Annotated in this window: 21 protein-coding genes; 12 read left to right on the top strand and 9 right to left on the bottom strand. The window is 73.6% G+C overall.

All coding sequences use genetic code 11. The features are described from left to right. Positions 1–38 precede the first annotated feature (38 nt). Together ACFRAV_RS10845 and ACFRAV_RS10840 are read right to left on the bottom strand one after the other, a co-directional pair. A complete protein-coding gene (locus ACFRAV_RS10845; protein WP_382553659.1) occupies positions 39–266 on the bottom strand; it encodes a twin-arginine translocase TatA/TatE family subunit in 228 nt (75 codons plus the stop codon). A gap of 109 nt (positions 267–375) precedes the next feature. After that, entirely contained in the window at positions 376–792 is a 417-nt protein-coding gene (locus ACFRAV_RS10840; RefSeq protein ID WP_382553657.1) for a VOC family protein, read from the bottom strand. Between the two features lie 189 nt (positions 793–981). Between ACFRAV_RS10840 and ACFRAV_RS10835 the strand changes: the two genes are divergently transcribed. From ACFRAV_RS10835 to ACFRAV_RS10825, 3 genes are all read left to right on the top strand, one after another. Then, the gene (locus ACFRAV_RS10835; protein WP_382553654.1) at positions 982–1,740 is read left to right on the top strand and encodes an SDR family NAD(P)-dependent oxidoreductase; all 759 of its coding nucleotides are present in this window, start codon (positions 982–984) and stop codon (positions 1,738–1,740) included. 134 nt (positions 1,741–1,874) lie between these two features. Then, positions 1,875–3,536: a PucR family transcriptional regulator gene (locus ACFRAV_RS10830; protein ID WP_382553651.1), complete on the top strand. Its 1,662-nt coding sequence runs from the start codon at positions 1,875–1,877 to the stop codon at positions 3,534–3,536. Positions 3,537–3,771: 235 nt separating this feature from the next. Continuing rightward, entirely contained in the window at positions 3,772–5,094 is a 1,323-nt protein-coding gene (locus ACFRAV_RS10825) for an MFS transporter (protein WP_382553650.1), read from the top strand. Between the two features lie 41 nt (positions 5,095–5,135). On the opposite strand, the gene ACFRAV_RS10820 is transcribed toward ACFRAV_RS10825, so the two are convergent. The 5 genes from ACFRAV_RS10820 to ACFRAV_RS10800 form a co-directional block, all read right to left on the bottom strand. Next, the gene (locus ACFRAV_RS10820; RefSeq protein ID WP_382553647.1) at positions 5,136–6,113 is read right to left on the bottom strand and encodes an MBL fold metallo-hydrolase; all 978 of its coding nucleotides are present in this window, start codon (positions 6,111–6,113) and stop codon (positions 5,136–5,138) included. 86 nt (positions 6,114–6,199) lie between these two features. After that, entirely contained in the window at positions 6,200–6,553 is a 354-nt protein-coding gene (locus ACFRAV_RS10815) for a hypothetical protein (RefSeq protein ID WP_382553645.1), read from the bottom strand. Continuing rightward, a complete protein-coding gene (locus ACFRAV_RS10810) occupies positions 6,553–7,980 on the bottom strand; it encodes a hypothetical protein (protein ID WP_382553642.1) in 1,428 nt (475 codons plus the stop codon). The genes ACFRAV_RS10815 and ACFRAV_RS10810 overlap by 1 nt, the downstream gene beginning before the upstream one ends. Continuing rightward, positions 7,977–8,426 (bottom strand): hypothetical protein, encoded by a 450-nt coding sequence (locus ACFRAV_RS10805; RefSeq protein WP_382553640.1) that lies wholly within the window; start codon positions 8,424–8,426, stop codon positions 7,977–7,979. The genes ACFRAV_RS10810 and ACFRAV_RS10805 overlap by 4 nt, the downstream gene beginning before the upstream one ends. A gap of 196 nt (positions 8,427–8,622) precedes the next feature. Next, entirely contained in the window at positions 8,623–9,198 is a 576-nt protein-coding gene (locus tag ACFRAV_RS10800; protein WP_382553638.1) for a DUF2087 domain-containing protein, read from the bottom strand. A gap of 251 nt (positions 9,199–9,449) precedes the next feature. Here ACFRAV_RS10800 and ACFRAV_RS10795 point away from each other — a divergent pair, with 251 nt between their 5' ends. The 4 genes from ACFRAV_RS10795 to ACFRAV_RS10780 all read left to right on the top strand — a co-directional run bounded on the left by ACFRAV_RS10795 (position 9,450) and on the right by ACFRAV_RS10780 (position 14,657). Beyond that, positions 9,450–10,286, top strand: coding sequence for an SAM-dependent methyltransferase (locus tag ACFRAV_RS10795; protein WP_382553637.1), 837 nt, complete (start codon positions 9,450–9,452; stop codon positions 10,284–10,286). A gap of 124 nt (positions 10,287–10,410) precedes the next feature. Continuing rightward, positions 10,411–12,951, top strand: coding sequence for an ATP-binding protein (locus ACFRAV_RS10790; RefSeq protein WP_382553636.1), 2,541 nt, complete (start codon positions 10,411–10,413; stop codon positions 12,949–12,951). A 66-nt stretch (positions 12,952–13,017) separates the two neighbouring features. Further along, positions 13,018–13,746 (top strand): response regulator, encoded by a 729-nt coding sequence (locus ACFRAV_RS10785; RefSeq protein WP_382553633.1) that lies wholly within the window; start codon positions 13,018–13,020, stop codon positions 13,744–13,746. A gap of 161 nt (positions 13,747–13,907) precedes the next feature. Further along, complete coding sequence (locus tag ACFRAV_RS10780; protein WP_382553631.1) at positions 13,908–14,657, top strand: FadR/GntR family transcriptional regulator; 750 nt, start codon at positions 13,908–13,910, stop codon at positions 14,655–14,657. Positions 14,658–14,706: 49 nt separating this feature from the next. Here ACFRAV_RS10780 and ACFRAV_RS10775 read toward each other — a convergent pair whose 3' ends face one another. Further along, positions 14,707–16,383: an L-lactate permease gene (locus ACFRAV_RS10775; protein WP_382553629.1), complete on the bottom strand. Its 1,677-nt coding sequence runs from the start codon at positions 16,381–16,383 to the stop codon at positions 14,707–14,709. A 160-nt stretch (positions 16,384–16,543) separates the two neighbouring features. On the opposite strand from ACFRAV_RS10775, the gene ACFRAV_RS10770 reads away from it, so the two are divergent. From ACFRAV_RS10770 to ACFRAV_RS10760, 3 genes are read left to right on the top strand one after another with little or no spacing between them, the layout of a single operon-like run. Beyond that, on the top strand, positions 16,544–17,317 hold the full coding sequence (locus ACFRAV_RS10770) for a (Fe-S)-binding protein (RefSeq protein ID WP_382553626.1): 774 nt from the start codon (positions 16,544–16,546) through the stop codon (positions 17,315–17,317). Continuing rightward, positions 17,314–19,029: a lactate utilization protein B gene (locus tag ACFRAV_RS10765; protein WP_382553623.1), complete on the top strand. Its 1,716-nt coding sequence runs from the start codon at positions 17,314–17,316 to the stop codon at positions 19,027–19,029. Before ACFRAV_RS10770 ends, ACFRAV_RS10765 begins: the two co-directional genes overlap by 4 nt. After that, entirely contained in the window at positions 19,026–19,661 is a 636-nt protein-coding gene (locus ACFRAV_RS10760) for a lactate utilization protein C (RefSeq protein WP_382553622.1), read from the top strand. The genes ACFRAV_RS10765 and ACFRAV_RS10760 overlap by 4 nt, the downstream gene beginning before the upstream one ends. A 38-nt stretch (positions 19,662–19,699) precedes the next feature. Here ACFRAV_RS10760 and ACFRAV_RS10755 read toward each other — a convergent pair whose 3' ends face one another. Continuing rightward, positions 19,700–21,157, bottom strand: a complete 1,458-nt coding sequence (locus tag ACFRAV_RS10755) for an aminotransferase class I/II-fold pyridoxal phosphate-dependent enzyme (protein ID WP_382553619.1) — start codon at positions 21,155–21,157, stop codon at positions 19,700–19,702. Between the two features lie 199 nt (positions 21,158–21,356). On the opposite strand from ACFRAV_RS10755, the gene ACFRAV_RS10750 reads away from it, so the two are divergent. Both ACFRAV_RS10750 and ACFRAV_RS10745 read left to right on the top strand, forming a co-directional pair. Further along, positions 21,357–22,463, top strand: coding sequence for a glutamate--cysteine ligase (locus ACFRAV_RS10750; RefSeq protein ID WP_382553618.1), 1,107 nt, complete (start codon positions 21,357–21,359; stop codon positions 22,461–22,463). Between the two features lie 126 nt (positions 22,464–22,589). Continuing rightward, positions 22,590–23,051, top strand: coding sequence for a MarR family winged helix-turn-helix transcriptional regulator (locus ACFRAV_RS10745; protein ID WP_382553617.1), 462 nt, complete (start codon positions 22,590–22,592; stop codon positions 23,049–23,051). Positions 23,052–23,274: the final 223 nt, after the last annotated feature.

The following is a 23,274-nucleotide window of genomic DNA, read 5'->3' as shown; positions in this document are numbered from 1 at the left end:
GGCCCGCCGGGGCGGGCCCGGTCAGTCGTCCGGAACGGTCAGGCTCCGGCGGTCGGGCTGCCCGGGGCCGCGGTGTCGCGGGAGACGACCTCGCCCTGGACGATCTTCGGCTCACCGGGGGCGGGCGCGTTTTTCAGGGCGCGCGACTCCGCCTTGAGGATGCGGGCCGACTTGCCCGCCGAACGCACCACGTCGGGCAGCCGCTTCGCCGCGAGGACGGCCGCGACGACGAGCAGGAGGAGGGCGAGCTCGCTCAGTCCGAACATGGGATCCCGTTCTGTGGTCGGTGGGGCGGGCAGGGGACCGCGCCGTCGGAGAATGTACCCGGCGGGGTACGCCCTGCCTACGCCCCGTCCGCGTACCGGGGCGGCCCGCTCAGCCGAGGCCGTTGGCCTTGAGCCACTCCGGGTCGGGGGCGACCGGCTGCAGCACCTCGACCAGCAGCCCGTCCGGCCCGGCCACCTGGAACCGCCGCTGCCCCCACGGCTCGGTCACCAGGTCCATCACCACCTCGAGCCCGGCGGAGGCCAGCCGCCGGTGCTCCGCGTCCACGTCCTCCACCAGGAACGCCAGCAGCGCGCCGACGACCTCCCTGCCGCGGGTCGCCTTCGGCCACGACTCGTGGTCCGCGCGGACGAAGTCCAGGCTGTACTGAGGGTGCCGCGGGTGCTGGGTGTTCACGTACCAGCCGAGGTCGATGTTCACCGTGAACCCGAAGTGCTCGGCGAACCAGGCGGCGGCGGCCGCCGGATCCTTCGCGGCGTAGGCGGTTCCCACCATCGTGACCTGCATCCGTGAGTCCTTTCCTCGGTGACTGGCTGTCAGGCTAGGGCCTGGAGGGCGGCCGCGGGGCGCGTTCGCGCACACCATGATCGGCTCGCGTCGGCGCCCGGTGCCGGGCGGTCCACGCGGCCCGTGACAACGGCGCCCGGACGGGGCCCGCGCTCCGGGCGGGCCCTCCGGCCTGCGACCATGGCGCGCATGACAGGCACGACAGGCACGACAGCATCCGCACCTCTGATCACCGTCGTCACCGGAGGCAGTCGCGGCATCGGCGCGGCGGTCTGCCGTCGCCTCGCCGCCGAGGGCCACGACCTGGTGATCGGCTACCGCTCCGACGCGGACGCCGCCGCACGCGTGGCGGCCGACGTCTCCGCACTCGGCGTCCGGGCCCTCCCGGTCGCCGTCGACACCTCGGACGCGGCCTCGGTGGACCGGCTCTTCGACGCCGCGGCACAGCGGCTCGGCGCGGTCACCGGCCTGGTGAACAACGCGGGCGTCAGCGGCCCGCTGGGCCGGCTCGCCGACGCCGACCCGGAGGGCATGCGCGACGCGCTGGGCGTCAACGTCCTCGGCTACCTGCTCTGCGCCCGGCGTGCCGTCCGGGAGATGACGGCCGCGTCGGGCGGCGCGATCGTCAACATCTCCTCCGCCGCGGCGACCCTCGGAAGCCCCGGCGAGTACGTCCACTACGCGGCGGCCAAGGCGGCCGTGGACACGATGACGGTGGGGCTGGCCAAGGAGGTCGCCGCCGACGGCATCCGGGTCAACTGCGTCGCCCCGGGCACCGTGTGGACCGAGTTCCACGCCGACCCGCAACGCCCCGCGTGGATGGGCGAGACCACCCCGATGGGCCGATCCGGCCAGCCGGAGGAGATCGCCGGGGCGGTGGCCTGGCTGATGTCGGACGACGCGTCGTACACGACCGGCGCGGTGCTGCGGGTGGCCGGCGGGCGGTAGGCCCCGCCGCGGACAGGGGCGGCGGCCGCGGGGAAGGGGCGGTGCCCCGCTCCCGCCCCCGCGCCGGCGGGCCGGCCTCCCGGTGCGCGGGCCCGCGCTTCCGGCGCGGCCGCGGCCTGCCTACGCTGTCGGCCATGCAGCACGACCTGCCGGAGGGCGACGTCCCGGGCACACCACTGGAGCGCATCGCCGAGGCGCTGGGCGCCGTCCTGACGCACTCCGCCGACGACGGCATCAGCGACGTGGTCATCGCGGAGCCCGGCGAGACCCTCGTCGGCATGCCCGGTGTCCTGGTGCTGGCGATCGGTGTCCGCGACGAGGAGGCGGCGGAACTGACCGTCGCGGCGGGGGCGGCGGGCGCGGCTTGCGTCGCCGTGCGGATCGGCGGCGAGGGCGTGCCCCCGGCCGTCCGGGAGGCGTCCGCCGAGGCAGGGGTGCCGGTGCTGGGCGTGCCCGCCGGGGTGCGATGGGACACGGTGGAGGCCGAGGCCCGGCGGGAGCTGATCCGCGGGGCCGCCGGACGGCAGGGCGACCTGTACGCGCTGGCGCAGACCCTCGCCACCCTCACCCACGGCCTGGTCAGCGTCGAGGACACCGCCCACCGGGTGATCGCCTACGCGGGCCCGGGCGAGGAGGCCGACGAACTGCGGCGCCGTTCCGTCCTCGGCCGTACCTGCCCGGAGCCGTACCTGGCGATGCTCCGCGACTGGGGCGTGTACCAGCGCGTCCGCAAGTCCGACGAGGTGGTCGAGGTCGCCGCCGTGCCGGAGAAGGACATCCGGCGGCGGATGGTCGTCGGCATCAACGCCGGGACGCGGCCACTCGGGACGATCTGGGTCCAGGAGGGCCACCGCCCCCTCGCCCCGGACACCGAGGACGCGCTGCGGGGCGCCGCCAGGGTCGCCGGGACGCAACTGATCGACCACTACTACCGGGACGACCCCGGCGCCCGGCTGCGCTCGCGGGAGGAACTGGCGCACGGCCTGCTCACCGGACGGTTCAACGCGGCCGCGCTCGCCGAGCACCTCGGCATCCCGGCCACCTCCGGCGCCTCCGTGGTCGCCTTCGACCTGCGCGACACCACGGCCCGGGCGGACGGCACCTGGCGGGACGCACGGCTGGCCGAGGCGGCGGTGCTCGTCTCGGTGCACGCGGCCGCCCACCGCCGCGACGCCCTGGTCGCCCAGGCCTGCGGCCAGATCTACGCGATGCTGCCGGAGCCGGCCGGGTCCGCGGTCGCGGAGGACACCGCGGACGCGGCGGCGACGGCCGCCGAGCCGGTGCTGCTCCGGTGGGCGGAGAACCTGGTGGCGGCGCTGCGGCAGCACACCCGGACACCGGTCCAGGCATGTGTGGCGGGCACCGCGGCGCGGCTGGAGGAGATCCCCGAGGTCAAGCTCCGCGGGCACCGGGGGCTGCGCATCATGGCGGACGACCCGCGGTGGCGGGTGGGCGCGTACAGCGGTCTGGTCTCGTCGATGCTGGTGCGCGAGGCCGTGGAGCTGATGGCCGCGCGGGGCGGCGTCAGGCACCCCGGACTGACGGCACTGGTCGCCCACGACGCCGGGCACGGCACCGAACTGGCCCGCTCGCTGCGGCTGTACCTGGACGCATTCGGGGACGTGGGGCCGGTCGCCGAGGTCCTCAACGTGCATCCCAACACGCTGCGGTACCGGGTACGCAAGGCGGCCGCGGTCGCGGGGCTCGACCTCGACGACCCCGAGCACCGGCTCGCGGCGATGCTCCAGCTCCGGTTGCCTCCGCACACCGAGGAGGCCGCGGGCCCGGCCTTCTGACGGGCCGACGCCCCTTCTGACGGGCCGACGCCGCTTCTGCCGGGCCGCCGCCGGGAGGGCGCGCGGAGTCCGGCGGCGGGGGACGGGGAACGGGCGGCGGGGCATCGTCCGGGCGGACAACGCGAGGCCCCGATCACTGTCCCGGAGGACGAGAACGGGCCGGCGGGGGCGGTCCTACATTCACCTTCCGGCCCGGACCACGCGGGCTTTCAGCCACCTTCCCCGGAGCAGCCCCATGAACAGCTCTGCCCCGCCCTCCTCCTCGGACCCGGTCTCCGCCTCCGAGTCGCCCCAGGGCATGCGAAAGATCGCCACCGCCAGCTTCATCGGCACCGCGATCGAGTTCTACGACTACTACATCTACGGGACGGCCGCCGCGCTCGTCCTCAACGAGGCGTTCTTCCCCGAGCTGTCGGAGACGGCCGGGACCCTGGCGACGCTGTCCACCTTCGCCGTCGGCTTCGCGGCCCGCCCCGTCGGCGCCGCGATATTCGGCCACTTCGGGGACCGGGTGGGCCGCAAGGCGGTCCTGGTGGTCTCCCTGCTGATGATGGGCCTGTCCACCGGCCTCATCGGGCTGCTCCCCGGCTACGACACCCTGGGCATCTGGGCCCCCGTCCTGCTGGTGCTGCTGCGCCTGGTGCAGGGCCTGGGGCTGGGCGGCGAGTGGGGCGGCGCGGCCCTGCTGGCCGTCGAGCACGCGCCCCGCAGGAAGCGCGGACTCTACGCGGCAGCTCCCCAACTGGGCTCCCCGGTGGGTTACTTCGCGGCGACCTGCACCTTCCTGCTGCTCGGTGTGGTGATGCCGGACGAGATGTTCGACAGCTGGGGATGGCGGATCCCGTTCCTGCTGTCCTTCGTGTTGGTCGCCGTCGGCCTGGTGATCCGGCTCAGCATCGCCGAGACCCCGGCCTTCGCCAAGGCCGTGGAGCGGCACGACACCGCGAAGGTCCCGCTGGCCGAGGCGTTCCGCAGGCACCCCAGGGAGATGCTGCTGGGCGCCGGCATGATCACGGTCGTCTACGTGATGTTCTACACGGCCGCCACCTACTGCATGACGTACACCACGGGCACGCTGGGCATCCCCAAGAACGACATGCTGGCGCTCACCCTGGTCGCCGTCGTGGTGCTGGGCGTCTCCACCTACGCCGTGGCGAGATGGTCCGACCGCGTCGGCCGGCGGAAGCTGATCATCGCGGGCGCCGCGTTCGGCGTCGTCTGGGGAGCGCTCGTCTTCCCCCTGCTGGACACCGGGAACTACGTGCTGATCGCCGTGGCCCTCAGCGGCGCGCTGCTGTGCATGGGGGTCATCTACGGCCCGGCCGGGGCGTACATGCCCGAACTCTTCGCGACCCGCCTGCGGTACTCCGGCGCCGGGTTCTCCTACAACCTGGGTGGCGTTCTCGGCGGCGCGGTGGCCCCGCTGGTCGTCACCGCGCTGGCGGAGACGTACAGCCCCGCGGTCGGCGGCTGGTTCATGAGCGCCATGGCACTGCTGTCGCTGGTCTGCGTCCTGGCCCTGCCGGAGACCCGGGACCGGGACCTCGACGCCGTCTGAACGCGGCTTTCCGGACCGCTCCGGCGGCGCGCCGCCGGAGCTCAGCGGCCGGACAGGTCCCAGGCCAGCTGGGCCACCTGCTGCATGACGGGCAGCATCCCCGGGTGGTCGCCGTCGTCCAGGTGGCGGTACTCGCTGCCGATGGTGATCACCAGCCGCTCGGGCAGCCCGAGTTCGGGGTAGTTGCCCTCTGCTATCACCCGGCGCGCGGCCTCGGCGGCGGGGACGCCGGCGGCGTGGAAGGCGTGCGCCCGCTCGGCGACGTACTCCAGATAGCCGATGTGCACCTTGAGCCCGGCCGCGCTCAGCACCGGACCGTGGCCCGGCACGAAGGTCCGCGCCCCGGTGGCCAGGAACCGTTCGCAGGAGGCGATCAGGTTGCCCAGCGGGCCCGCCCAGTGCGACGGGTGGTCGCCGGGCTGAGCGGCCGTGCTGCCGAACACCACGTCACCGGTGAACACCACGCCCTGCTCCGGCAGATGGACGAACAGGTCGCCGACCGTGTGCCCGGGAGGCAGCGAGGCGAGGCGGACGGTGTGCCGGCCCACCGTCAGCTCGTGCTCCCCGGTGAACGTCTCGGTCACCGAAGGCAGTTCGGTCGCCGACCAGTCGAAGACCCCGAAGTGCCGCCGGACGTAGGAGCCCCACGGTGTCGCCGGGTCCACCGCCCCGGCCAGGGCGTGCAGCTGATCCGGCGTGGGCTCCAGACACAGGTGCGCCCTGGCCGCGTCGGTGGCGATCACCTGGGCCTCGGGCAGCACGCAGGCGCCCCACAGGTGGTCGCCGTTGGCGTGCGTGACGACCACCCGGTCCACGTCCGCGCCCGCGGGCAGCAGTTGACGGCTCGTAGCCAGGAACTCACCCGCCAGCCGCCGGTCGTAAGGGCTGTCGATCCACAGCGCGGAGTCCTCGCCGACCAGCAGCCCGCAGTTGGCCAGGCCCCATCCGCGCCGCCCCGGCAGAAGGGCGTACAGCCCCGCGCCGAGTTCCGTCAGTGGCCCTCCGTGCGTGATCGTCATGCCACGCGATTATGCAGACGCCGACGACTTCCACCACCGCGCCGGACGGCGGTTGGCCGGAACTCGCCTCCGGCGCCTGCCGTGCCTCACGCCCCGCTGCTCACCCAGCGCACCACCGCCGCGAGCCCGAGCAACAGGGCAGGCGTCAGCCAAGGCCATCGCATGACTCTCCGCACCGACGGCGCCAGCCACAGGGCCCCGACCGCCCCCGCCGAGAGGATGGCCAGTACGCACCCCAGTTCGATCCCTCCGTAGGCCGCCTCGTCCCACGCCCCGTCCGGCCGCGTCACCAGGGCCAGCCAGAGGAAGAACCCGGACACGAGGGTCAGCAGCCCCACCGGCACCGCGAACAGCACCCGCAGGGCCGTCCGGTCGTCGTCGGGGTGGTGGGGCCGGTCGTCGGCCGGGTGGTGGACGTGGGCGTCGTGCTTCGGCTCCATCAGCGGATCGCGTTCCTTGCCTGGTCGAGGTGGTCGGTGAACTGGCGCCCGTACTCCTGGGCCTTCTCGGACTGCCAGTAGGGGCCGCCGTTGTAGCGCGCCGCGAGCTCCTGCTTCTGCGCCGCCGTCATCTCCTCCGGCGGCACGTCGGCGAAGCCGCTCTCGGCCTTCAGCTGGGCCAGGTACTCCGACGCGATGAAGATGTTCTGCCCCGGATCCTGGAGCGAGGCCTCGACGATCTCCCGCTGCTGGTCGCCGAGGTTCTCGGGATCGTAGCCGAGCACCTCGGCGCCCCGCCGGATCTGGATGGCGATCGGCCCGAAGGACGTCTCGTCCGGGTCGCCGCCCAGCCGGTCGGGGAGGTTCTCCGGGATGACGGGGCTGAGCGCGTCGGCCTGTTCGCGGAGGGTGTCGGTCACGTCGTCGAGCACACCCGGCTGCCCCGCGATCTCCTTCCACGCGATGCCCGCCACCACCTCCGGCGGCAGACCTGAGTTGTGTGCCGCGGCCTTGATGATGTCCTTGTTGGCGGCGATCCACTCCGTCTTCTCCGCGTCGTTCGACGGGGGCGTCCAGTAGCTGTCCGTCGCGCCCGGCAGGCCGGCGAGCTGCAGGCGGATGTCCCTCAGCGCCGGGGAGACCAACTCGTCGCCCTTCCCCGGGCGGTAGGGGTCGTCGCCGGGCATGGGGTAGAAGTCCTGCTTGGGGCCGCTGCCCGGCAGCCGGGTCAGCGGGTCGCCGCTCGCCTCGGCCGCCTCTCGCCGAAGAGCGGGCATGGCCGCGGCCAGGTCCGGCCGTCCGGCGGAGAGGCCGGGGAAGGAGCGGACGTCGAACCGGGGCAGCAGGTCGTACGCCTGCCTGAGCCCGTGCACGCACAGGGCCCGGGCGTCCGCCTCGGTCGTCCGCGCCAGGTCGAAGCTGCCGCCGGCGGCGTCGTGCAGCCGGTTCGCCTCGTCCCTGATGTCGTCGACGTCCATGGTCAGTTCGGCGAAGAAGTCCATGACGCCGGTGGTCGCCCGCATGTCCTCCCACTGCCGCATCGGCTCGGCCTCCTGCGCCTCACGGGTGATCGCCGTGCCCTTGGTGCCGATCAGGGACGCCAGCGCCCGCTCGTCGGCCAGCCCGTCGGAGTAGTACGCCTTCGCCGTGGCCAGGGCCTCGCCGTACCGGCGCAGCGCGTCCGCGGCATGGCGGTACCCCTCGGCGAGCTCGTCCACCAGCTTGCGGGCCTCCGTCAGCCGGGCCGTGTACTGCGTGCTGCCCTCGCTGCGCCACCCGGTGTGCTTCTCGGCCCGCTCCGCCGAAGGGGCGACGGCCGTCAACAGGGCGTGCAGCCGGTGGAGTTCGTCCGCGTTGCGCTCGACCAGCGGTGGGTTGCAGTTCTCCAGGAACTCGACGTCCCTGCGGTAGGTCAGCCCGTCGCTCATCGGTTCTCCGAGGCCGTGTAGGTGCCGTCCAGGACGTCGTCCAGGAACCCGAGGGCGGTGTCGTCCTCGATCGACGCGAAGTCCCCGCCGACGGTGCGCAACCGGGTCGACAGCGCGGCGAACAGCGCCATGGTGTCCAGGAACTCCCCGTCGGCGAACCACGCGAAGGTCTCCAGCCGGTGCGCCACGTCCTCGTGCGTCCTGGGCGCCCTGGCCAGGGTCGTCAGCTCCGCGTCCGGCCGCCCCTCGTAGAGCAGCCCGGCGATCTCCACCAGCAGGTTGGCGTTGCCGTTGATCGAGTCGGTCCTGGCCACCAGGTCCTCGCCGGCCGGCGCGCCGGTCCCCCCGCCGCTGTCCGCGGGCAGTTGGTTCAGGCGCATCCCGCCCTCCGCCTGGCGCGCCAGCGCGTCGGCCTTGAGCTGGGCCCACTCCTGCGCGAACGACATCCGTTTCCCTTCCCCCATGAACCTGCGGCCCGTCCGCCTCCGGGGAGCCGGACTGGCGTCCCCGTCACGCTTCTTGACGCCCTCAGCAGGGCATATGGTTCGGCTCCGCGGTGAAGGCCGTGTACACGTGTCGATCTCGGGACCGCGCCGGGCCCGGGCGCGCCTGGGCCGGGCACCCCGTCACCCCGTCAACCCGTCAACCCGTCAGCGCGGCCGGGGCGTCGTCGGCGCGGCGTCGGTAGACGCCGTCGTGACGGTCGAGGTGGCCGAGGTCGACGAGGTAGCGGCGGAGGGTCACATGGTCGACGGGGGCGTCCTCGGCGCACCAGGCGGCGAGGCGCTCGTTCACGGCGCGTTCCGGGTAGGCGACGTCGACGTCGAAGGAACGCTCGGCGATGTGGCGCAGGACCTGCCGCTTGCGGTCCCAGCGGGCCGGCAGGCGCACCAGCCGCCCGTCGCGCACGAAGGTGCCCAGCAGGGACTCGGTCGCCGCGTCGCCCGTGCCGTGGTCGACGGCAGCGGCCGCCGGGCGGCGTGCGGATCCGCGCAGCCGGGCGTACGCGACGGCGAGCCCCGCCTCCTCCTGCACCAGCGCCCCGCCGTCCACCAGTCGCCGCACGGCCTGCACGGCCTCCTTCGGCCGCACCCCGGCGGCCTCCGCGGCGTCGGCGGCGGTCCGCGCCCCGAGCGTGACGGCGGCGAACACCCGGGCACGGGTCGTGTCGGCGAGCAGCCGGATCAGATCGGGGGCGTCGGAGGAGGCGGAGCTCATGGCGGGTCCTTCCTGGCGGTCGCGGGCGGCGACCGCGACGGTGGCGGGGCGACGGTGGGGCACGGTGGGGCGACGGTCCACGATGCCCCGCCGAGGGCGCCCGCCGCCTCCGGTTTTCGGCGGGGACGTCCGGCCCCCGGGCCCGGAGCGGGCGCCCCACATCGCCGACCCTGCGGCGGCGGTGTCACAACACGCCTAGAATCTCTGCCAATTGATCACATCACCGTTCCGCCCACCCCGGGGAGTCCACCATGTCCGGAGCCGACAGCACGCCCAGCACCTCCAGCACGCCCGACGTCCCCAGGATCGACACCAGCAAGCCCCACCCGGCCCGGATGTACGACTGGATGCTCGGGGGCAAGGACAACTACCCGGTCGACGAGGAACTGGCCCGGTACATGCTCACCATCGAGCCGAACCTGCCGCTGATGGCGAAGATGAACCGCGGTTTCATGCACCGCTCCACCCGCTGGCTCGCCCAGCAGGGCATCCGGCAGTACCTGGACATCGGCACCGGCATACCGACCGAGCCCAACCTGCACCAGATCGCCCAGGAGACGGTCCCCGACGCCCGGGTGGTCTACTGCGACAACGACCCGATCGTCCTGGCCCACGCCGAGGCGCTCCTGCGCGGCACGCCCGAGGGCGCGGTGGAGTTCCTGCACGCGGACGCACGCGAGATCGACGTCGTCCTGGAGAAGGCCGCGAAGGTGCTGGACTTCGGCCGACCGGTCGCCATCTCGCTCATCGCCCTGCTCCACTTCGTGAGCGACGAGGACGGAGCCGTCCGGCTGATCGAGCGCGTCAAGGAGGCGCTGACCCCGGGGAGCTACCTGGTGCTCTCCCACTTCACCACCGACTTCTACTCCGAGGAGGACGTGCGCCGGGCGACCGCCACGGCCAGCGCCCGGGGGTACAACGCCAGCCCGCGCGGCCGCGAGCAGTTCGCGCGGTTCTTCGACGGCCTGGAACTGGTGGAGCCGGGCGTGGTGCTCGCCGAGCAGTGGCGCCCCGAGCTGGGCGAGCCGGTCCCGGGCCAGGGGGACAACATCAGCTCCACCTACGCGGCGGTCGCCCGCCGGGTCTGACCTCGGATTCCGCGCGGCACCCGTCCGTGATCCACCCCCGCGCCCCCCTCCCCGCCCTCGTCGGCCCGCAGCCTCCACACTGGAGGGGACGCGCTGTCGAGCGAGAAGCAGAGGGACCAGCCGCATGACCCCCGCCCGCGGACGACTCCGCATCTATCTGGGCGCCGCCCCCGGCGTGGGCAAGACCTGCGCCATGCTCGACGAGGCGCACCGCCGGGCGGAGCGCGGCACGGACTGCGTGGTCGCCGTCGTGGAACACCGGGACCGCCCCCGCACCGCGCAGCGGCTGGAAGGGCTGGAGACGGTGCCGCGCCGCCCGGACGGCGAGGTGGACGTCGCGGCCGTGCTGCGCCGGGCCCCCGCCGTCGCGCTGGTCGACGACCTGGCGCACACCAACGCCCCGGGCGGCCCGCGCGCGAAGCGGTGGCAGGACGTGGCGGAGCTCCTCGACGCGGGCATCGAGGTGATCACCACCGTCAACATCCAGCACCTGGAGTCCCTGGGCGACCTGGTGGAGTCGATCACCGGCGTGCGCGAGAGCGACACCGTGCCCGACGAGGTGGTGCGCCGCGCCGACCAGATCGAGCTGGTCGACATGTCGCCTCCCGCGCTGCGCCGCCGTCTGGCCCACGGCAACGTGTATCCCCCGGACCGGATCGACGCCCGCGTCTCGCACTACTTCCGCCTCGGCAACCTCACCGCCCTGCGCGAACTGGCGCTGCTGTGGGTGGCCGACCGCGTCGACGAGTACCTGACCCGCTACCGCAGCGAGCACCGGGTGTCCGCCGTGTGGGGCTCCCGCGAGCGCATCGTGGTCGGGCTGACCGGCGGACCCGAGGGCCGCACCCTGATCCGGCGGGCCGCCCGGCTCGCGGAGAAGGGCGCCGGCGGCGAGGTGCTCGCCGTGCACATCGCCAGCCGCGACGGCCTGCCGGCCGCCCCGCCCCGGGAGCTCACCCTCCAGCGGACCCTGGTGGAGGAGCTGGGCGGCACCTTCCACCACGTCGTCGGCGAGGACGTCCCCAGCGCCCTGCTGGAGTTCGCCCGCGGGGTGAACGCCACCCAGATCGTCCTCGGCGTCTCCCGGCGCAAGGCCTGGCAGTACGTCCTGGGCCCCGGCGTCAGCTCGACCGTCGCCCGCGACTCCGGGCCCGACATCGACGTCCACCTGGTCACCCACGCCGAGGCCGGCAAGGGCCGCGGCCTGCCGATGGCTCGCGGCAGCCGGCTCGGCCGGTCCCGGACGGTGGCCGGCTGGGTGACCGGCGTCGTGGGCCCCGGCCTGCTCACCCTGCTGCTGCTGGCCGTCGGCGCGGCCGGCCCCATCGGGCTGGCCAACGAGATGCTGCTCTTCCTCGCCCTGACCGTCGCCGCCGCGCTGCTGGGCGGACTGCTGCCCGCGCTGGCGTCCGCGGCGGTCGGCACGCTGCTGCTCAACTGGTTCTTCACCCCGCCGGAGGGCACCCTCAGCATCTCCGAGCCGCACAACGTGCTCGCTCTCGCGGTCTTCGTGTCGGTCGCCGTCGCCGTCGCCTCCGCCGTCGACCTGGCCGCCCGCCGTACCCAGCAGGCGGTCCGGCTGCGCGCCGAGGCGGAGATCCTCTCCTACCTCGCGGGCAGCCTGCTGGGCGGCGGCAGCGGGCTCCAGGCACTCCTGGAGCGGGTCCGCGAGACGTTCTCCCTCCAGTCGGCCGCCCTGCTGGAACGCGAGGAGACGGACGCCCGCTGGACCTGCGCCGGCAGCGTCGGACCGGGGCCGGTCGCGGCCCGTCCGGAGGACGCCGACGTCGAGGTGCCGGTGGGGGACCGGATGGCGCTGGCCCTGTCCGGCCGGGTGCTGCCCGCCGAGGACCGCCGCGTGCTCGCCGCCTTCGGCGCGCAGGCCGCCGTCGCCCTGCAGCACCAGCGGCTGCGGCGCGAGGCGGAACAGGCCCGCGAACTCGCCGAGGGCAACCGGATCCGCACCGCGCTGCTGGCCGCCGTCAGCCACGACCTGCGCACCCCGCTCGCCGGGATCAAGGCGTCGGTCTCCTCGCTGCGGTCGGAGGACGTGGAGTGGTCCGAGGAGGACCGGGCCGAGCTGCTCGCCGCCATCGAGGACGGCGCCGACCGGCTGCACCAGTTGGTCGGCAACCTGCTCGACATGTCCCGGCTGCACACCGGCACCGTCGCCCCGCTGATCCGCGAGATCGACCTCGACGAGGTGGTGCCCAAGGCGCTCGCCGGGGTGCCGCACGAGCAGGTGGACCGGGTGGTGCTGGACGTGCCCGAGTCGCTGCCGATGGTCGCCGTCGACCCGGGACTGCTGGAGCGGGTGGTCGCCAACGTGGTGGAGAACGCCGTCAAGTACAGCCCCGACCCCGCCCCCGTGCGGGTGTCGGCCAGCGCGCACGGCGACCGCGTGGAGCTGCGGGTGGTGGACCGCGGGCCGGGCGTCCCCGAGGAGACCAAGGAGCGGATGTTCGCGCCGTTCCAGCGGCTCGGGGACGCCCCGCGCGGCGTCGGGGTCGGGCTCGGCCTCGCCGTGGCCAGGGGCTTCGCCGAGGCGATGGGCGGGGCGCTCGCCGCCGAGGACACCCCCGGCGGCGGGCTGACCATGGTCCTCACCCTTCCGGCCGCGCGCACAAGGGTGGCCGGGGGAGCGGCGGCCGGGGAGCACGCGTAGTCTCCCGGAGAACCGGTGAGCAACGCCGGCCGGGCGACCGGAGCGAGACGGAGAGAGGCGACCGCGATGCCGCGCAGCACGGGAGAGGCGGCCCGCAGGGCCGGGCCGACCCGGGTACTGGTGGTCGACGACGAACCGCAGATGGCGCGGGCGCTCGTCATCAACCTCAAGGCGCGCCAGTACGCGGTGGACGTCGCCGCCGACGGCGCGCAGGCGCTGCGGCTGGCCGCCGAACGCCACCCCGACGTCGTGCTCCTCGACCTGGGGCTGCCCGACATGGACGGCGTCGAGGTGCTGCGGGGCCTGCGCGGCTGGACCCGGGTCCCGGTGATCGTGCTGTCCGCGCGGCACAGCAGCGACGAGAAGGTGTCGGCGCTGGACGCCGGGGCCGACGACTACGTCACCAAGCCGTTCGGCATGGACGAGCTGATGGCGCGGGTGAGGGCCGCGGTGCGGCGCGCCGAGCCGGTCGGGGCGGAGGACACCCCGGAGGAGGGCGTCGTCGAGGCCGGCGACTTCACCGTCGACCTGCGCGCCAAGAAGGTCAGCCGGGACGGCCGGGACGTGCGGCTCACCCCCACCGAGTGGCACCTGCTGGAGATCCTCATCGGCAGCCCCGGGCGCCTGGTGAGCCAGAAGCAGCTGCTCCAGGAGGTGTGGGGGCCGACGTACACCCGCGAGACCAACTATCTGCGCGTCTACATGGCCCAGCTGCGCCGCAAGCTCGAGCCGGACCCCTCGCACCCGCGGCACTTCATCACCGAGCCGGGCATGGGGTACCGGTTCGAGCACTGATCCCACGCGCACCCGGCTGTTCGTGACCGGCTGTTCGGTAGTAGCGGCTGTTCGGTACCGGCGGTTTGGTCCTACCATTTCGTCTCTGTGACATATTGGGACCGGCGGGCCGCGACACCACGGGGTCCGGCCGCGGGACGGTCCGAGAGGGAGTCAGCTACATGTCGGTCGAGTGGCAGCCGGTGCGGCAGGCCCGTACGCACGAACTGGTGCTGCAGAGCATCGAGGAGCGGGTGTTCACCGGCGACCTCAAGGCCGGCGACCGGCTGCCGCCCGAGCGGGAACTGGCGCCGGTGATGGGCGTCAGCCGCTCCGCCCTGCGTGAGGCCCTGCGGGTGCTGGAGACGATAGGCGTGCTGGTCGCCCAGCAGGGCCGGGGCCCGGACGCCGGCGCGCGGATCGTGCGCAACCCGGACGACGCGCTGGGCCGGCTGCTGCGGCTGCACTTCGCGCTGGGCAGCTACAGCCTGGAGGACGTCCTGGAGGCCCGGGTGACGCTGGAGCGCTCCAGCTTCCAGGCCTCCGCCGGGAACGCCTCGCCCGAGGAGCTCGCCGAGGCCGAGGAGGTGCTCTCCCGGATGCGCGCACCGGGGATCGGCGTCGACGAGTACAACGAGCTGGACACCCGGTTCCACGTCCTGTTCGCCCGGGCGTCGGGGAACCGGCTGACCTCCACCCTCACCTCCGCGGTGCGGGAGTCGGTGCGTCCGCTGATCCTGCGGGCGCTGGAGTCGACCGAGGACTGGTCCGCGACGGCCGACGCCCTCACCGCCGAGCACGCGGACCTGCTGCGGCTGGTGCGGTCCGGCGACGGCGGGGCCGCCGCCGACCTGGTGGAGCGGCACATCCGCGGCTTCCACGGCACCCTCGTCGACGAGAAGCCCGAGGACCGGGGACGCGGCGACGCCTGAGCGGCGGGCCGTCGCGCGGGCGCGTCCTCGGTCCGCCGCGTCGGCCGGTCTAGGGCAGCATCCAGGCCAGCGCCGGAAGCGACTGCAGGTACACCAGGACGCCCAGCACGGCCAGCATGGCGAGGCTGTATCCCGCGACCTTGCGCAGCAGGATCCGCTCCGAGCCCGGCATGGCCACCGCGGTGGCCGCGATCGTCAGGTTCTGCGGGCTGACCAGCTTGCCGACCACGCCGCCCGAGGTGTTCGCCGCCACCAGCAGCGTCGGGTCGATGCCGGCCGTCTTTCCCGCGGTCTGCTGCAACGTGGCGAACAGCGCGTTGGCGGAGGTGTCGGAGCCGGTCACCGCGGTGCCCAGCCAGCCCAGGATCGGCGAGAGCAGGGCGAAGATCGTGCCGACCGCCGCCAGCCAGGTGCCGATGGCGACCGTCTGGCCGGACTGGTTCATCACGTAGCTGAGCGCCAGCACGGTGGCCACCGTGGCGATGGCGACCCGCATGTTCCGCACGGTGCTCACGGCGGCCGCCAGGCCGGTGCGCGCGGTCATCGGGAAGCGGTCCCGGTCGGCGGCGCGGCTGTAGACCAGCACCACCAGCAGGCCGGTGAGGATCAGCAGGGTTCCGGGGTTGCCGAGCACGTCCAGCTTGTAGAGGGCGCTGCCCGCCGGTGCCCCGTCCGGCGCGACGAGCTCGCCGTACAGGCCGGGCCATTCGATCTCGAGCGCGAAGGTCCCGAGCCAGGCGGGTACGTCGAGCGCCCCCACGCGCAGTTTGGCGAGCGCGAAGACGGCGATGACCAGCAGGTACGGCAGCACGGCCAGGGTGACGCGGCGGGCGGTGAGCGGCTCGGCCTCGACCTGCGAGCGCTGGTCATCGGGGGTCGCGGGCTTCCAGAACCGCAGCATCAGCACGGCGGCGCCGAAGCCGGCCAGGGCGGAGACCACGTCGGTCAGCTCGTAGGCGAAGTGCGAGGAGCACCAGTACTGCGTCACGGCGAAGACGGCGCCCGTGACCAGGGAGATCGGCCACAGCTGACGGGCGCCGCGGACGCCGTCGACCAGGAGGAGCAGCAGCGTCGGCACCACCAGCGCCAGCAGCGGTGTCTGGCGGCCCACCACCGAGGCGATCTCCTCCGGGGGTATCCCGGTCAGGTTGCCCGCCGTGGTGATCGGGATGGCCATGGCGCCGAAGGCCACCGGGGCGGTGTTGGCGATCAGGACGGTCACCGCCGCCTTCAGCGGCGGCAGACCGATCGCCATCAGCATCGCGGCGGTGATCGCGACCGGCGCGCCGAAGCCGGCGAGGGCCTCCAGCAGACCGCCGAAGCAGAAGGCGATCAGCATCGCCTGGATCCGCAGGTCGCCGCGGCCCACCGCGCTGAAGGAGCGGCGCAGGTCGTCGAACCGGCCGCTCTCCACGGTCAGTTGGTAGAACCAGATGGCGGCGACGACGATCAGCATCACCGGGAAGAGGCCGAAGACCAGGCCCTGCCCGGCCGACAGGACGCTCAGCCCCACGGGCATCCCGTACCCCAGGACGGCCACCAGCAGGGCGGTCGCCAGCGCGCCGAGCGCGGACGCCAGGGCCGACCGCTTGGCCGCCATCAGCAGCACGAAGAAGGTCGCCAGCGGCAACAGGCCCAGCAGGGCGGTGGCGGCCAGGCTGTCCCCGACGGCGGTCACGTCGGGTGTGTAGGCGGCCAGTTGAGCGTGGGGTGGCGCGATGGACACGGGCTGTTCCTCCTCGGTACCGCGAAACGCCACCGGCTCTGTTCCACCCATGGCGGGCATCAGTACGACATCGAAAATGTCCTATGTCAATAAGGTCGGACCGCTTTGCTTCAAGAGAACCCCTGGCCTACTGTGGTCGGACCATACGACGGGAGTTTCCATGCGGATCGGGCTCTTCGCCACCTGTCTGGGAGACACGCTCTTCCCGGACGCGGTGAGGTCGACCGCCGTGCTGCTCTCCCGGCTGGGCCACGAGGTGGTCTTCCCGCCGGGTCAGACATGCTGCGGCCAGATGCACGTCAACACCGGGTACCAGCGCGAGCCGGTCCCGCTGGTGCGGAACTTCGCCGAGCAGTTCGGCGACGCCTCCCTGGACGCGGTGGTCATGCCCTCAGGCTCCTGCGCCGGCTCGGTCCGCCACCAGCACGAGATCGTCGCCGAGCGCTACGGCGACGCGGCTCTGCGCGCGGGAGTCGCCGCGGTGAAGGCGAAGACGTACGAGCTCTCGGAGCTGCTGGTGGACGTCCTGGGCGTCACCGACGTCGGCGCGTACTTCCCGCACCGCGTCACCTACCACCCGACCTGCCACTCCCTGCGGATGCTGCGCGTCGGCGACAAGCCGCTCCAGCTGCTGCGGGCCGTCGAGGCGATCGACCTGGTCGAGCTGCCGGAGGCGGACGCCTGCTGCGGCTTCGGCGGCACCTTCGCCCTGAAGAACGCCGGGACCTCCGCCGCCATGCTGCGCGACAAGCTGGACCACGTCTGCTCCACCGCCGCCGACGTGTGCACCGCGGGGGACTCCTCCTGCCTGATGCACATCGGCGGCGGGCTGTCCCGCATCAAGGCGGGCACCCGCACCCTGCACCTGGCGCAGATCCTCGCCTCCACGCGCACCGCCCCCCACCAGCTCCCGCAGTCGGAGGCCGCCCGATGAACAGCAGCCCGGCCGGCGGCTCCACCTTCCTCGGCCTGCCCGCCGTCCCGCCCCGCTCGCCCTACGGCACCGGCAACCTGCGCGGCGACCGCACGTTCCCCCGGGCCGCCCACGACGAGCTGGGCAACGACCAGCTGCGCCGCAACCTCACCAAGGCCACCCACACCATCCGCGGCAAGCGGCTCGCGGTCACCGGCGAACTCCCCGACTGGGAGCAGCTGCGAGATGCCGGCGCGGCGATCAAGACCGACACCATGAACCGGCTGCCCGAGCTGCTGGAACAACTGGAACGCAAGGTCACCGAGCGCGGCGGCACCGTCCACTGGGCCCGCGACGGCGTCGAGGCCAACGAGATCGTCACCCGCCTCGTCGAGGCGACCGGCAGCGACGAGGTCATCAAGGTCAAGTCGATGGCCACCCAGGAGATCGGCCTCAACGAGCACCTGGAGAGCCGGGGCATCGCCGCCCACGAGACCGACCTGGCCGAGCTGATCGTGCAGCTCGCCGGCGACAAGCCGTCGCACATCCTGGTCCCCGCCATCCACCGCAACCGTGAGGAGATCCGGGACATCTTCCGCGCCGGCATCCCGGGCGTCGACCCCGGGCTGGACGCGGTGCCCGCGCATCTCGCCGCCGCCGCCCGCGCCTACCTGCGCGAGAAGTTCATGACGGTGCCCGTCGCCGTCTCCGGAGCCAACTTCGGCATCGCCGAGACCGGCACCCTCTCGGTCGTCGAGTCCGAGGGCAACGGCCGCATGTGCCTGACGCTGCCGCGGACGCTGATCACCGTGATGGGCATCGAGAAGGTGCTGCCCCGCTACCAGGACCTGGAGGTCTTCCTCCAGTTGCTGCCCCGGTCCTCGACCGGCGAGCGGATGAACCCGTACACCTCGATGTGGACCGGCGTCACCCCCGGCGACGGTCCCGAGGAGTTCCACCTGGTCCTGCTGGACAACGGGCGGACCGCCGCGCTGGCCGACCGGATCGGCCGCGAGGCCCTCAACTGCATCCGCTGCTCCGCCTGCCTCAACGTCTGCCCGGTGTACGAGCGGACCGGCGGCCACTCCTACGGCTCCACCTACCCGGGCCCCATCGGCGCCGTCCTGACCCCGCAGCTGGCCGGCATGGACGTCGCGAAGAACGACCCCAACAGCTCGCTGCCTTACGCCTCCAGCCTGTGCGGCGCCTGTTTCGACGCCTGCCCGGTGAAGATCGACATCCCCTCGCTGCTGGTCGAGCTGCGCCACCAGCACACCGAGCAGGCCGGGACCACCGCCGAGAAGCTGGCGATGAAGGCGGCCGCCGCCGTGATGAAGCGGCCCGCGCTGTACACCGCCGCCCAGAAGGCCGCGGGCGGCCCCGGGCGGCTGATCGCCGGCCGGGACGGGGTCGTCTCCCACCTGCCGCCGCCGTTCGACGGCTGGACCGACAGCCGCGACCTCCCGGTCCCGCCGCGGCAGACCTTCCGGTCCTGGCTGGCCTCCGAGGAGGGCGCCGCCACCCTGCGCGCGGCCGCGGAGGAGGGCCGCCGCGACCGCGAGGGCGGGACGGAGGGCCGCGAGGAGGGCGGGGGCGACGTCCGCGGCACCGACGGCACGCGGCGTGACGTCACGCCGCCGCGCGACGGGAACGACGACGGCGACCACGCCGACGACCGCGACCGCGATGGCGACCGCGCCGACGACCGAGACGGCAACGAGGAGACACGGTGACCCCGACCGCACGAGAGACGGTGCTCGGCCGGATCCGCGACGCGCTCGCCCTGGCCGAGCCGGGCGAGGTGACCGTCGAGCGCGCCTACCGCACCGGCCGCACCCTGCCCGGCCAGGCGCGGCTGGACCTGCTCACCGACCGCCTGGTCGACTACAAGGCGGGGGTCCGCACCTGTACCGCGGACCGCACCGCCGAGACGGTCGCCGAGGTCCTGCGGGAGCGCGGCGCGCGCCGCGTCGGCGTCCCCCGCGGACTCGACCCCGCCTGGCTCGCCGCCTTCGACGGCGAGGTCCGGCAGGACTCCACCGACGTCCCGGCGCCCCTGCTCGACGACCTCGACGGTGTGGTCACCGCCTCCGCCGTCACCTGCGCGGAGACCGGCACGATCTTCCTCGACGGGTCCCCGGACCAGGGCCGGCGCGCGCTGTCCCTCGTCCCCGACCTCCACGTGTGCGTGGTCGACCTGTCCTCGGTGGTGGCCGGCGTGCCGGAGGCGGTCGCCCGCCTGGTGCCCGAGCGGCCGACGACCCTGATCAGCGGGCCGTCGGCCACCTCGGACATCGAGCTCGAGCGGGTCGAGGGCGTGCACGGGCCCCGCACCCTCGAGGTGATCGTCCGCACCGACGTCTGAGGCGCGGCGGACGCCGCGGGTGAGGCGGATGCTCCGGGTCAGGCGACCACGCGGAAGGTCTCCAGTTTCTGGTCGGCGGCGTCCGGCAGCAGCATCCCCGCCTTCACACCGCTGGTGAGGTAGTCCACGACCTCCTGCGTGATCACCTCGCCGGGGGCCACGGCCGGCACGCCCGGCGGGTACGGCGTGATGGTCTCGGCGGCCACCCGCCCGACGGCCCGGGCGGCGGGCACGTGCTCGACGCTCCCGAAGAAGGCGTCGCGCGGCCGCATCGCCTGCTCCAGTTCCAGGTCGCCCGGCGCCGGCAGACTCACCCGCGGCGGCCGCTCGAGCGTGCCCGCCTCCTTGACCAGCCGCCGCAGCGAGTCCACCAGCAGCGCCTCGGCACGGTCGTCGTCGCCGTGGGTGATCTGCGGGCAGATCCGCACCGTGTCCGCCGAGCCGATGTCCACGTGGCAGGTGGTGCGCAGCCACTCGGCCGCCTGCATGCCGGTGATGCCGAGCTCCCGGACGTCGATGCTCATCTTCAGCGGGTCGTGCTCGAAGGCCAGCCCCTCGCGGACGATCTCCTCGCCCATCACCGACAGCCCTTCCGTCGCGGTCACCGCCTCGCGGATGCGCCGCGCGCGGGCCAGCGCCGTGCCCAGCAGCTCCTCACCCTGCTCCACCATCTGCCGCCGCCAGCCGTCCAGCGTCGCGTAGACCAGCGAGGACGAACTGGTGGTGCCCAGCAGGTCCTCGCGCTGCTTGAGCACCTCGGCGGAGATCCGGTCGCCCTTCAGGTGGAACACCGAGCTCTGCTCGATCGCCCCGCCCATCTTGTGCACGCTGGTGATCACCATGTCGGCCTCGGCGTCCATGCCCCAGGCCGGAAGCTCCGGGTGGAAGGGCAGGTGGGCGCCCCAGGCCTCGTCGACGATCAGCGGGACGCCGTACTCGTGGCAGACCCGCGCCACGCCGCGGATGTCGGCGCAGGAACCCCAGCTGGTGGGCGTGATCAGCAGCATGCCCTTGGCGTCCGGGTTCTCCTGGAGGGTGCGCCGCACGTCGTCCGGCTCCGGCGGGTGGGCCAGGTGCCGCTCCGCGTCGAACTTCGGGTGCACCCAGACGGGCACCACCCCGTTGATGATCACCGCGGCGATCACCGACTTGTGCGAGTTCCGCGAGATCAGCAGTTTCTCGCCGGGCCCGGCCACCGCCAGCATGCCCGTCTTCACCGACAGGGAGCTGCCGCAGGTGGAGAAGAACGCCTGGTCCGCGCCGACCGCGTCGGCCATCAGCTCCTGCGCCTCGCTGAGCACGCCCTGCGACAGGCGCCGGTCGTCGAGCCCGTTCATGTCGAGCACGTCCGAGGAGAAGACGCCCTCGCCGAGGATCTCCTTGACCCGGGGGTCCGCCCCGCGCCCCTGGCGGTGCCCGGGCGGACCGAACACCACGTCCCCTCGTCGGCGGAAATCCTCCAGCGCCTCCAGCACGGGCACGCGTGAATGGTCCACGGATCCTCCTCCTTCACGTCCGGTGACCTGGTCGGGCCACCGTGTACGGGTCGCCCTGCTCCCGGCCGCCAAACGCCGGGCCCGCGCGGCGACGGCGCGCACCGGGCGGGCGAGGGTGCGAACCGGTCGCGAACCGGTGAGGACTGATCGCGGGAACACCCGGGAACACGAGGGAAACCCGCTCGAGAGAAAGGCCCCCGTGCGCACCGTCGGCGTCGAAGAAGAACTGCTCCTGGTCGATCCGGAGACGGGCGACCCGCGCGCCCTGTCCGCGGCCGTGCTGGCCCGTGCCGAGCGCGACCCCGCGGACTCCGACGTGTTCGAGAAGGAGCTCCACGGCCAGATGCTCGAGTTCGCCACGCATCCGCAGTCCTCGCTGGCGGAGCTGCAGAAGGAGATCGTCCGCTGGCGGGCCGATGCCGCCCGGCACGCCGCCGGGACGGGCGCGGCCGTCACCGCGCTGGCGACCTCCCCACTGCCGGTGAGCCCCAAGGTCAGCACCAGCGAGCGCTACCGGTGGATGGTCGAGCGGTACGGGCTGCCCACCCAGGAGCAGATGGTGTGCGGCTGCCACGTGCACGTCTCGGTGGAGTCCGACGAGGAGGGCGTCGCGGTCCTGGACCGCATACGCAACTGGCTTCCCGTGCTCACCGCGCTGAGCGCCAACTCGCCGTTCTGGCAGGGCAAGGAGACCGGCTACCGCAGCTACCGCCGCCAGGTGTGGGAGCGCTGGCCCTCGGCCGGTCCGACCGAGCCGTTCGGCACCCCCGAGGAGTACCACCGGCGCACCGACGCGATGGTCGCCACCGGTGCCATCCTGGACCGGCACATGGCCTACTACGATGCCCGGCTCTCCGACGCGTACCCCACCGTCGAGATCCGCGTCTCCGACGTGTGCATGGACGCGGACACGCCCGTGCTGATCGCCGCGCTGGCCCGCGGCCTGGTGGAGACCGCCGCCACGCAGTGGCGCTCCGGGGCCGAACCCGCCTCGCCGGCCAGCGTGAGCCTGATGAAGCTGGCCGCCTGGCAGGCCTCCCGCTCCGGCCTGGACGGCGACCTCCTGCACCCGCTCACCTTCCGCCCCGCGCCCGCCCGCGAGGTGGTCGACGCGCTGCTCGAGCACCTGGACGAGGCGCTGGGCGACACCGGCGACCGCGACCTCGCCCACCGCACGGTCGACCGCCTCTTCAAGGAGGGCAACGGCGCCCGCGTCCAGTGGGAGGTGTGGGAGAAGACGGGGAGCCTGCGCGACGTCGTCCTGGAATCCGTCCGCCGCACCGCCGCCGAGCCCGGCGCCCGCTGACCTCTCAGCGCCGCCCCCGATCCCGAAGCCCCCGGTCCGCCCCGGCCGGGGGCTTCGCCGTGGAACCGTCACCACCCTGCATACCTCTTTTGACATAGGTATATCGCGATACCTATTATCGTCGGCATGTCCGATCACAGCGCACGCACCGACCGAGTGGCCTCCGGCCTCGCGGCGTGCCTGCCCGCGCTGCACCGGGCGATGGACCGGCGGGTGGCACGCGCGTACCACGTGCCCAAGCCCCCCGAGGCGCAGCTCGCCCTCCTGCGGTACGTGGAGGGCCATGACGGCGCCACGGTCCGTGAGGCCGCCGAGGCGCTGCGGATGAAGCCCAACAACGTGAGCGCGCTGGTGTCCCTCCTCACCGAGCAGGGCGAACTGGAGCGCCGCCAGGACGGTGCCGACCGGCGCATCGCCCACCTCCACCTCACGGCGACCTCGCGCCGCCGGATCGCCGACGTGCGGGAACTGGAGACCGGCGTCCTCGCCGAGGCGCTGCTCACGCTCACCGACGGGGAGCTCGACGCGCTGGGCTCCGCGCTGTCGGCCCTCGGCTCACTGCAGCGCGCCGTCCGCGACGACGGCTGAGCCTTCCGCCCGCCTCCCGCTGCCCCGCCTTGCTGCTGCCCCGCCCGCTGCGGCGCGGTGCCGCAGCGGCTCGGGGGCGCGGGGCGCCCACCCGTTGGGCGCCCACGTGTTCTCCCGCCCCTCCCACTCCACCTCGCCACGCCACGCCTGCGCCGTGCCCCGGCCGTGTCCTCCGCGCGCCTGCGCCGTGCTCGGCGGACCGGACCGGCAGCAAGCCGTCCGT

Source organism: Streptomyces sp. NPDC056600 (assembly GCF_042792855.1).
Taxonomy (GTDB): domain Bacteria; phylum Actinomycetota; class Actinomycetes; order Streptomycetales; family Streptomycetaceae; genus Streptomyces.
The sequence above is the reverse complement of the archived record's forward strand: the minus strand, read 5'-3'. Positions and strand labels throughout refer to the sequence as shown.

Excerpts from the sequence above, each read along its gene's own strand:
- ACFRAV_RS10790 (WP_382553636.1), top strand. The coding sequence starts at position 10,411 with ATGACCCCCGCCCGCGGACGACTCCGCATCTATCTGGGCGCCGCCCCC.
- ACFRAV_RS10770 (WP_382553626.1), top strand. The coding sequence starts at position 16,544 with ATGCGGATCGGGCTCTTCGCCACCTGTCTGGGAGACACGCTCTTCCCG.
- ACFRAV_RS10835 (WP_382553654.1), top strand. The coding sequence starts at position 982 with ATGACAGGCACGACAGGCACGACAGCATCCGCACCTCTGATCACCGTC.
- ACFRAV_RS10810 (WP_382553642.1), bottom strand. The coding sequence starts at position 7,980 with ATGAGCGACGGGCTGACCTACCGCAGGGACGTCGAGTTCCTGGAGAAC.
- ACFRAV_RS10840 (WP_382553657.1), bottom strand. The coding sequence starts at position 792 with ATGCAGGTCACGATGGTGGGAACCGCCTACGCCGCGAAGGATCCGGCG.
- ACFRAV_RS10795 (WP_382553637.1), top strand. The coding sequence starts at position 9,450 with ATGTCCGGAGCCGACAGCACGCCCAGCACCTCCAGCACGCCCGACGTC.
- ACFRAV_RS10780 (WP_382553631.1), top strand. The coding sequence starts at position 13,908 with ATGTCGGTCGAGTGGCAGCCGGTGCGGCAGGCCCGTACGCACGAACTG.
- ACFRAV_RS10845 (WP_382553659.1), bottom strand. The coding sequence starts at position 266 with ATGTTCGGACTGAGCGAGCTCGCCCTCCTCCTGCTCGTCGTCGCGGCC.
- ACFRAV_RS10815 (WP_382553645.1), bottom strand. The coding sequence starts at position 6,553 with ATGGAGCCGAAGCACGACGCCCACGTCCACCACCCGGCCGACGACCGG.
- ACFRAV_RS10800 (WP_382553638.1), bottom strand. The coding sequence starts at position 9,198 with ATGAGCTCCGCCTCCTCCGACGCCCCCGATCTGATCCGGCTGCTCGCC.
- ACFRAV_RS10820 (WP_382553647.1), bottom strand. The coding sequence starts at position 6,113 with ATGACGATCACGCACGGAGGGCCACTGACGGAACTCGGCGCGGGGCTG.
- ACFRAV_RS10745 (WP_382553617.1), top strand. The coding sequence starts at position 22,590 with ATGTCCGATCACAGCGCACGCACCGACCGAGTGGCCTCCGGCCTCGCG.
- ACFRAV_RS10830 (WP_382553651.1), top strand. The coding sequence starts at position 1,875 with ATGCAGCACGACCTGCCGGAGGGCGACGTCCCGGGCACACCACTGGAG.
- ACFRAV_RS10785 (WP_382553633.1), top strand. The coding sequence starts at position 13,018 with ATGCCGCGCAGCACGGGAGAGGCGGCCCGCAGGGCCGGGCCGACCCGG.
- ACFRAV_RS10765 (WP_382553623.1), top strand. The coding sequence starts at position 17,314 with ATGAACAGCAGCCCGGCCGGCGGCTCCACCTTCCTCGGCCTGCCCGCC.
- ACFRAV_RS10825 (WP_382553650.1), top strand. The coding sequence starts at position 3,772 with ATGAACAGCTCTGCCCCGCCCTCCTCCTCGGACCCGGTCTCCGCCTCC.
- ACFRAV_RS10805 (WP_382553640.1), bottom strand. The coding sequence starts at position 8,426 with ATGTCGTTCGCGCAGGAGTGGGCCCAGCTCAAGGCCGACGCGCTGGCG.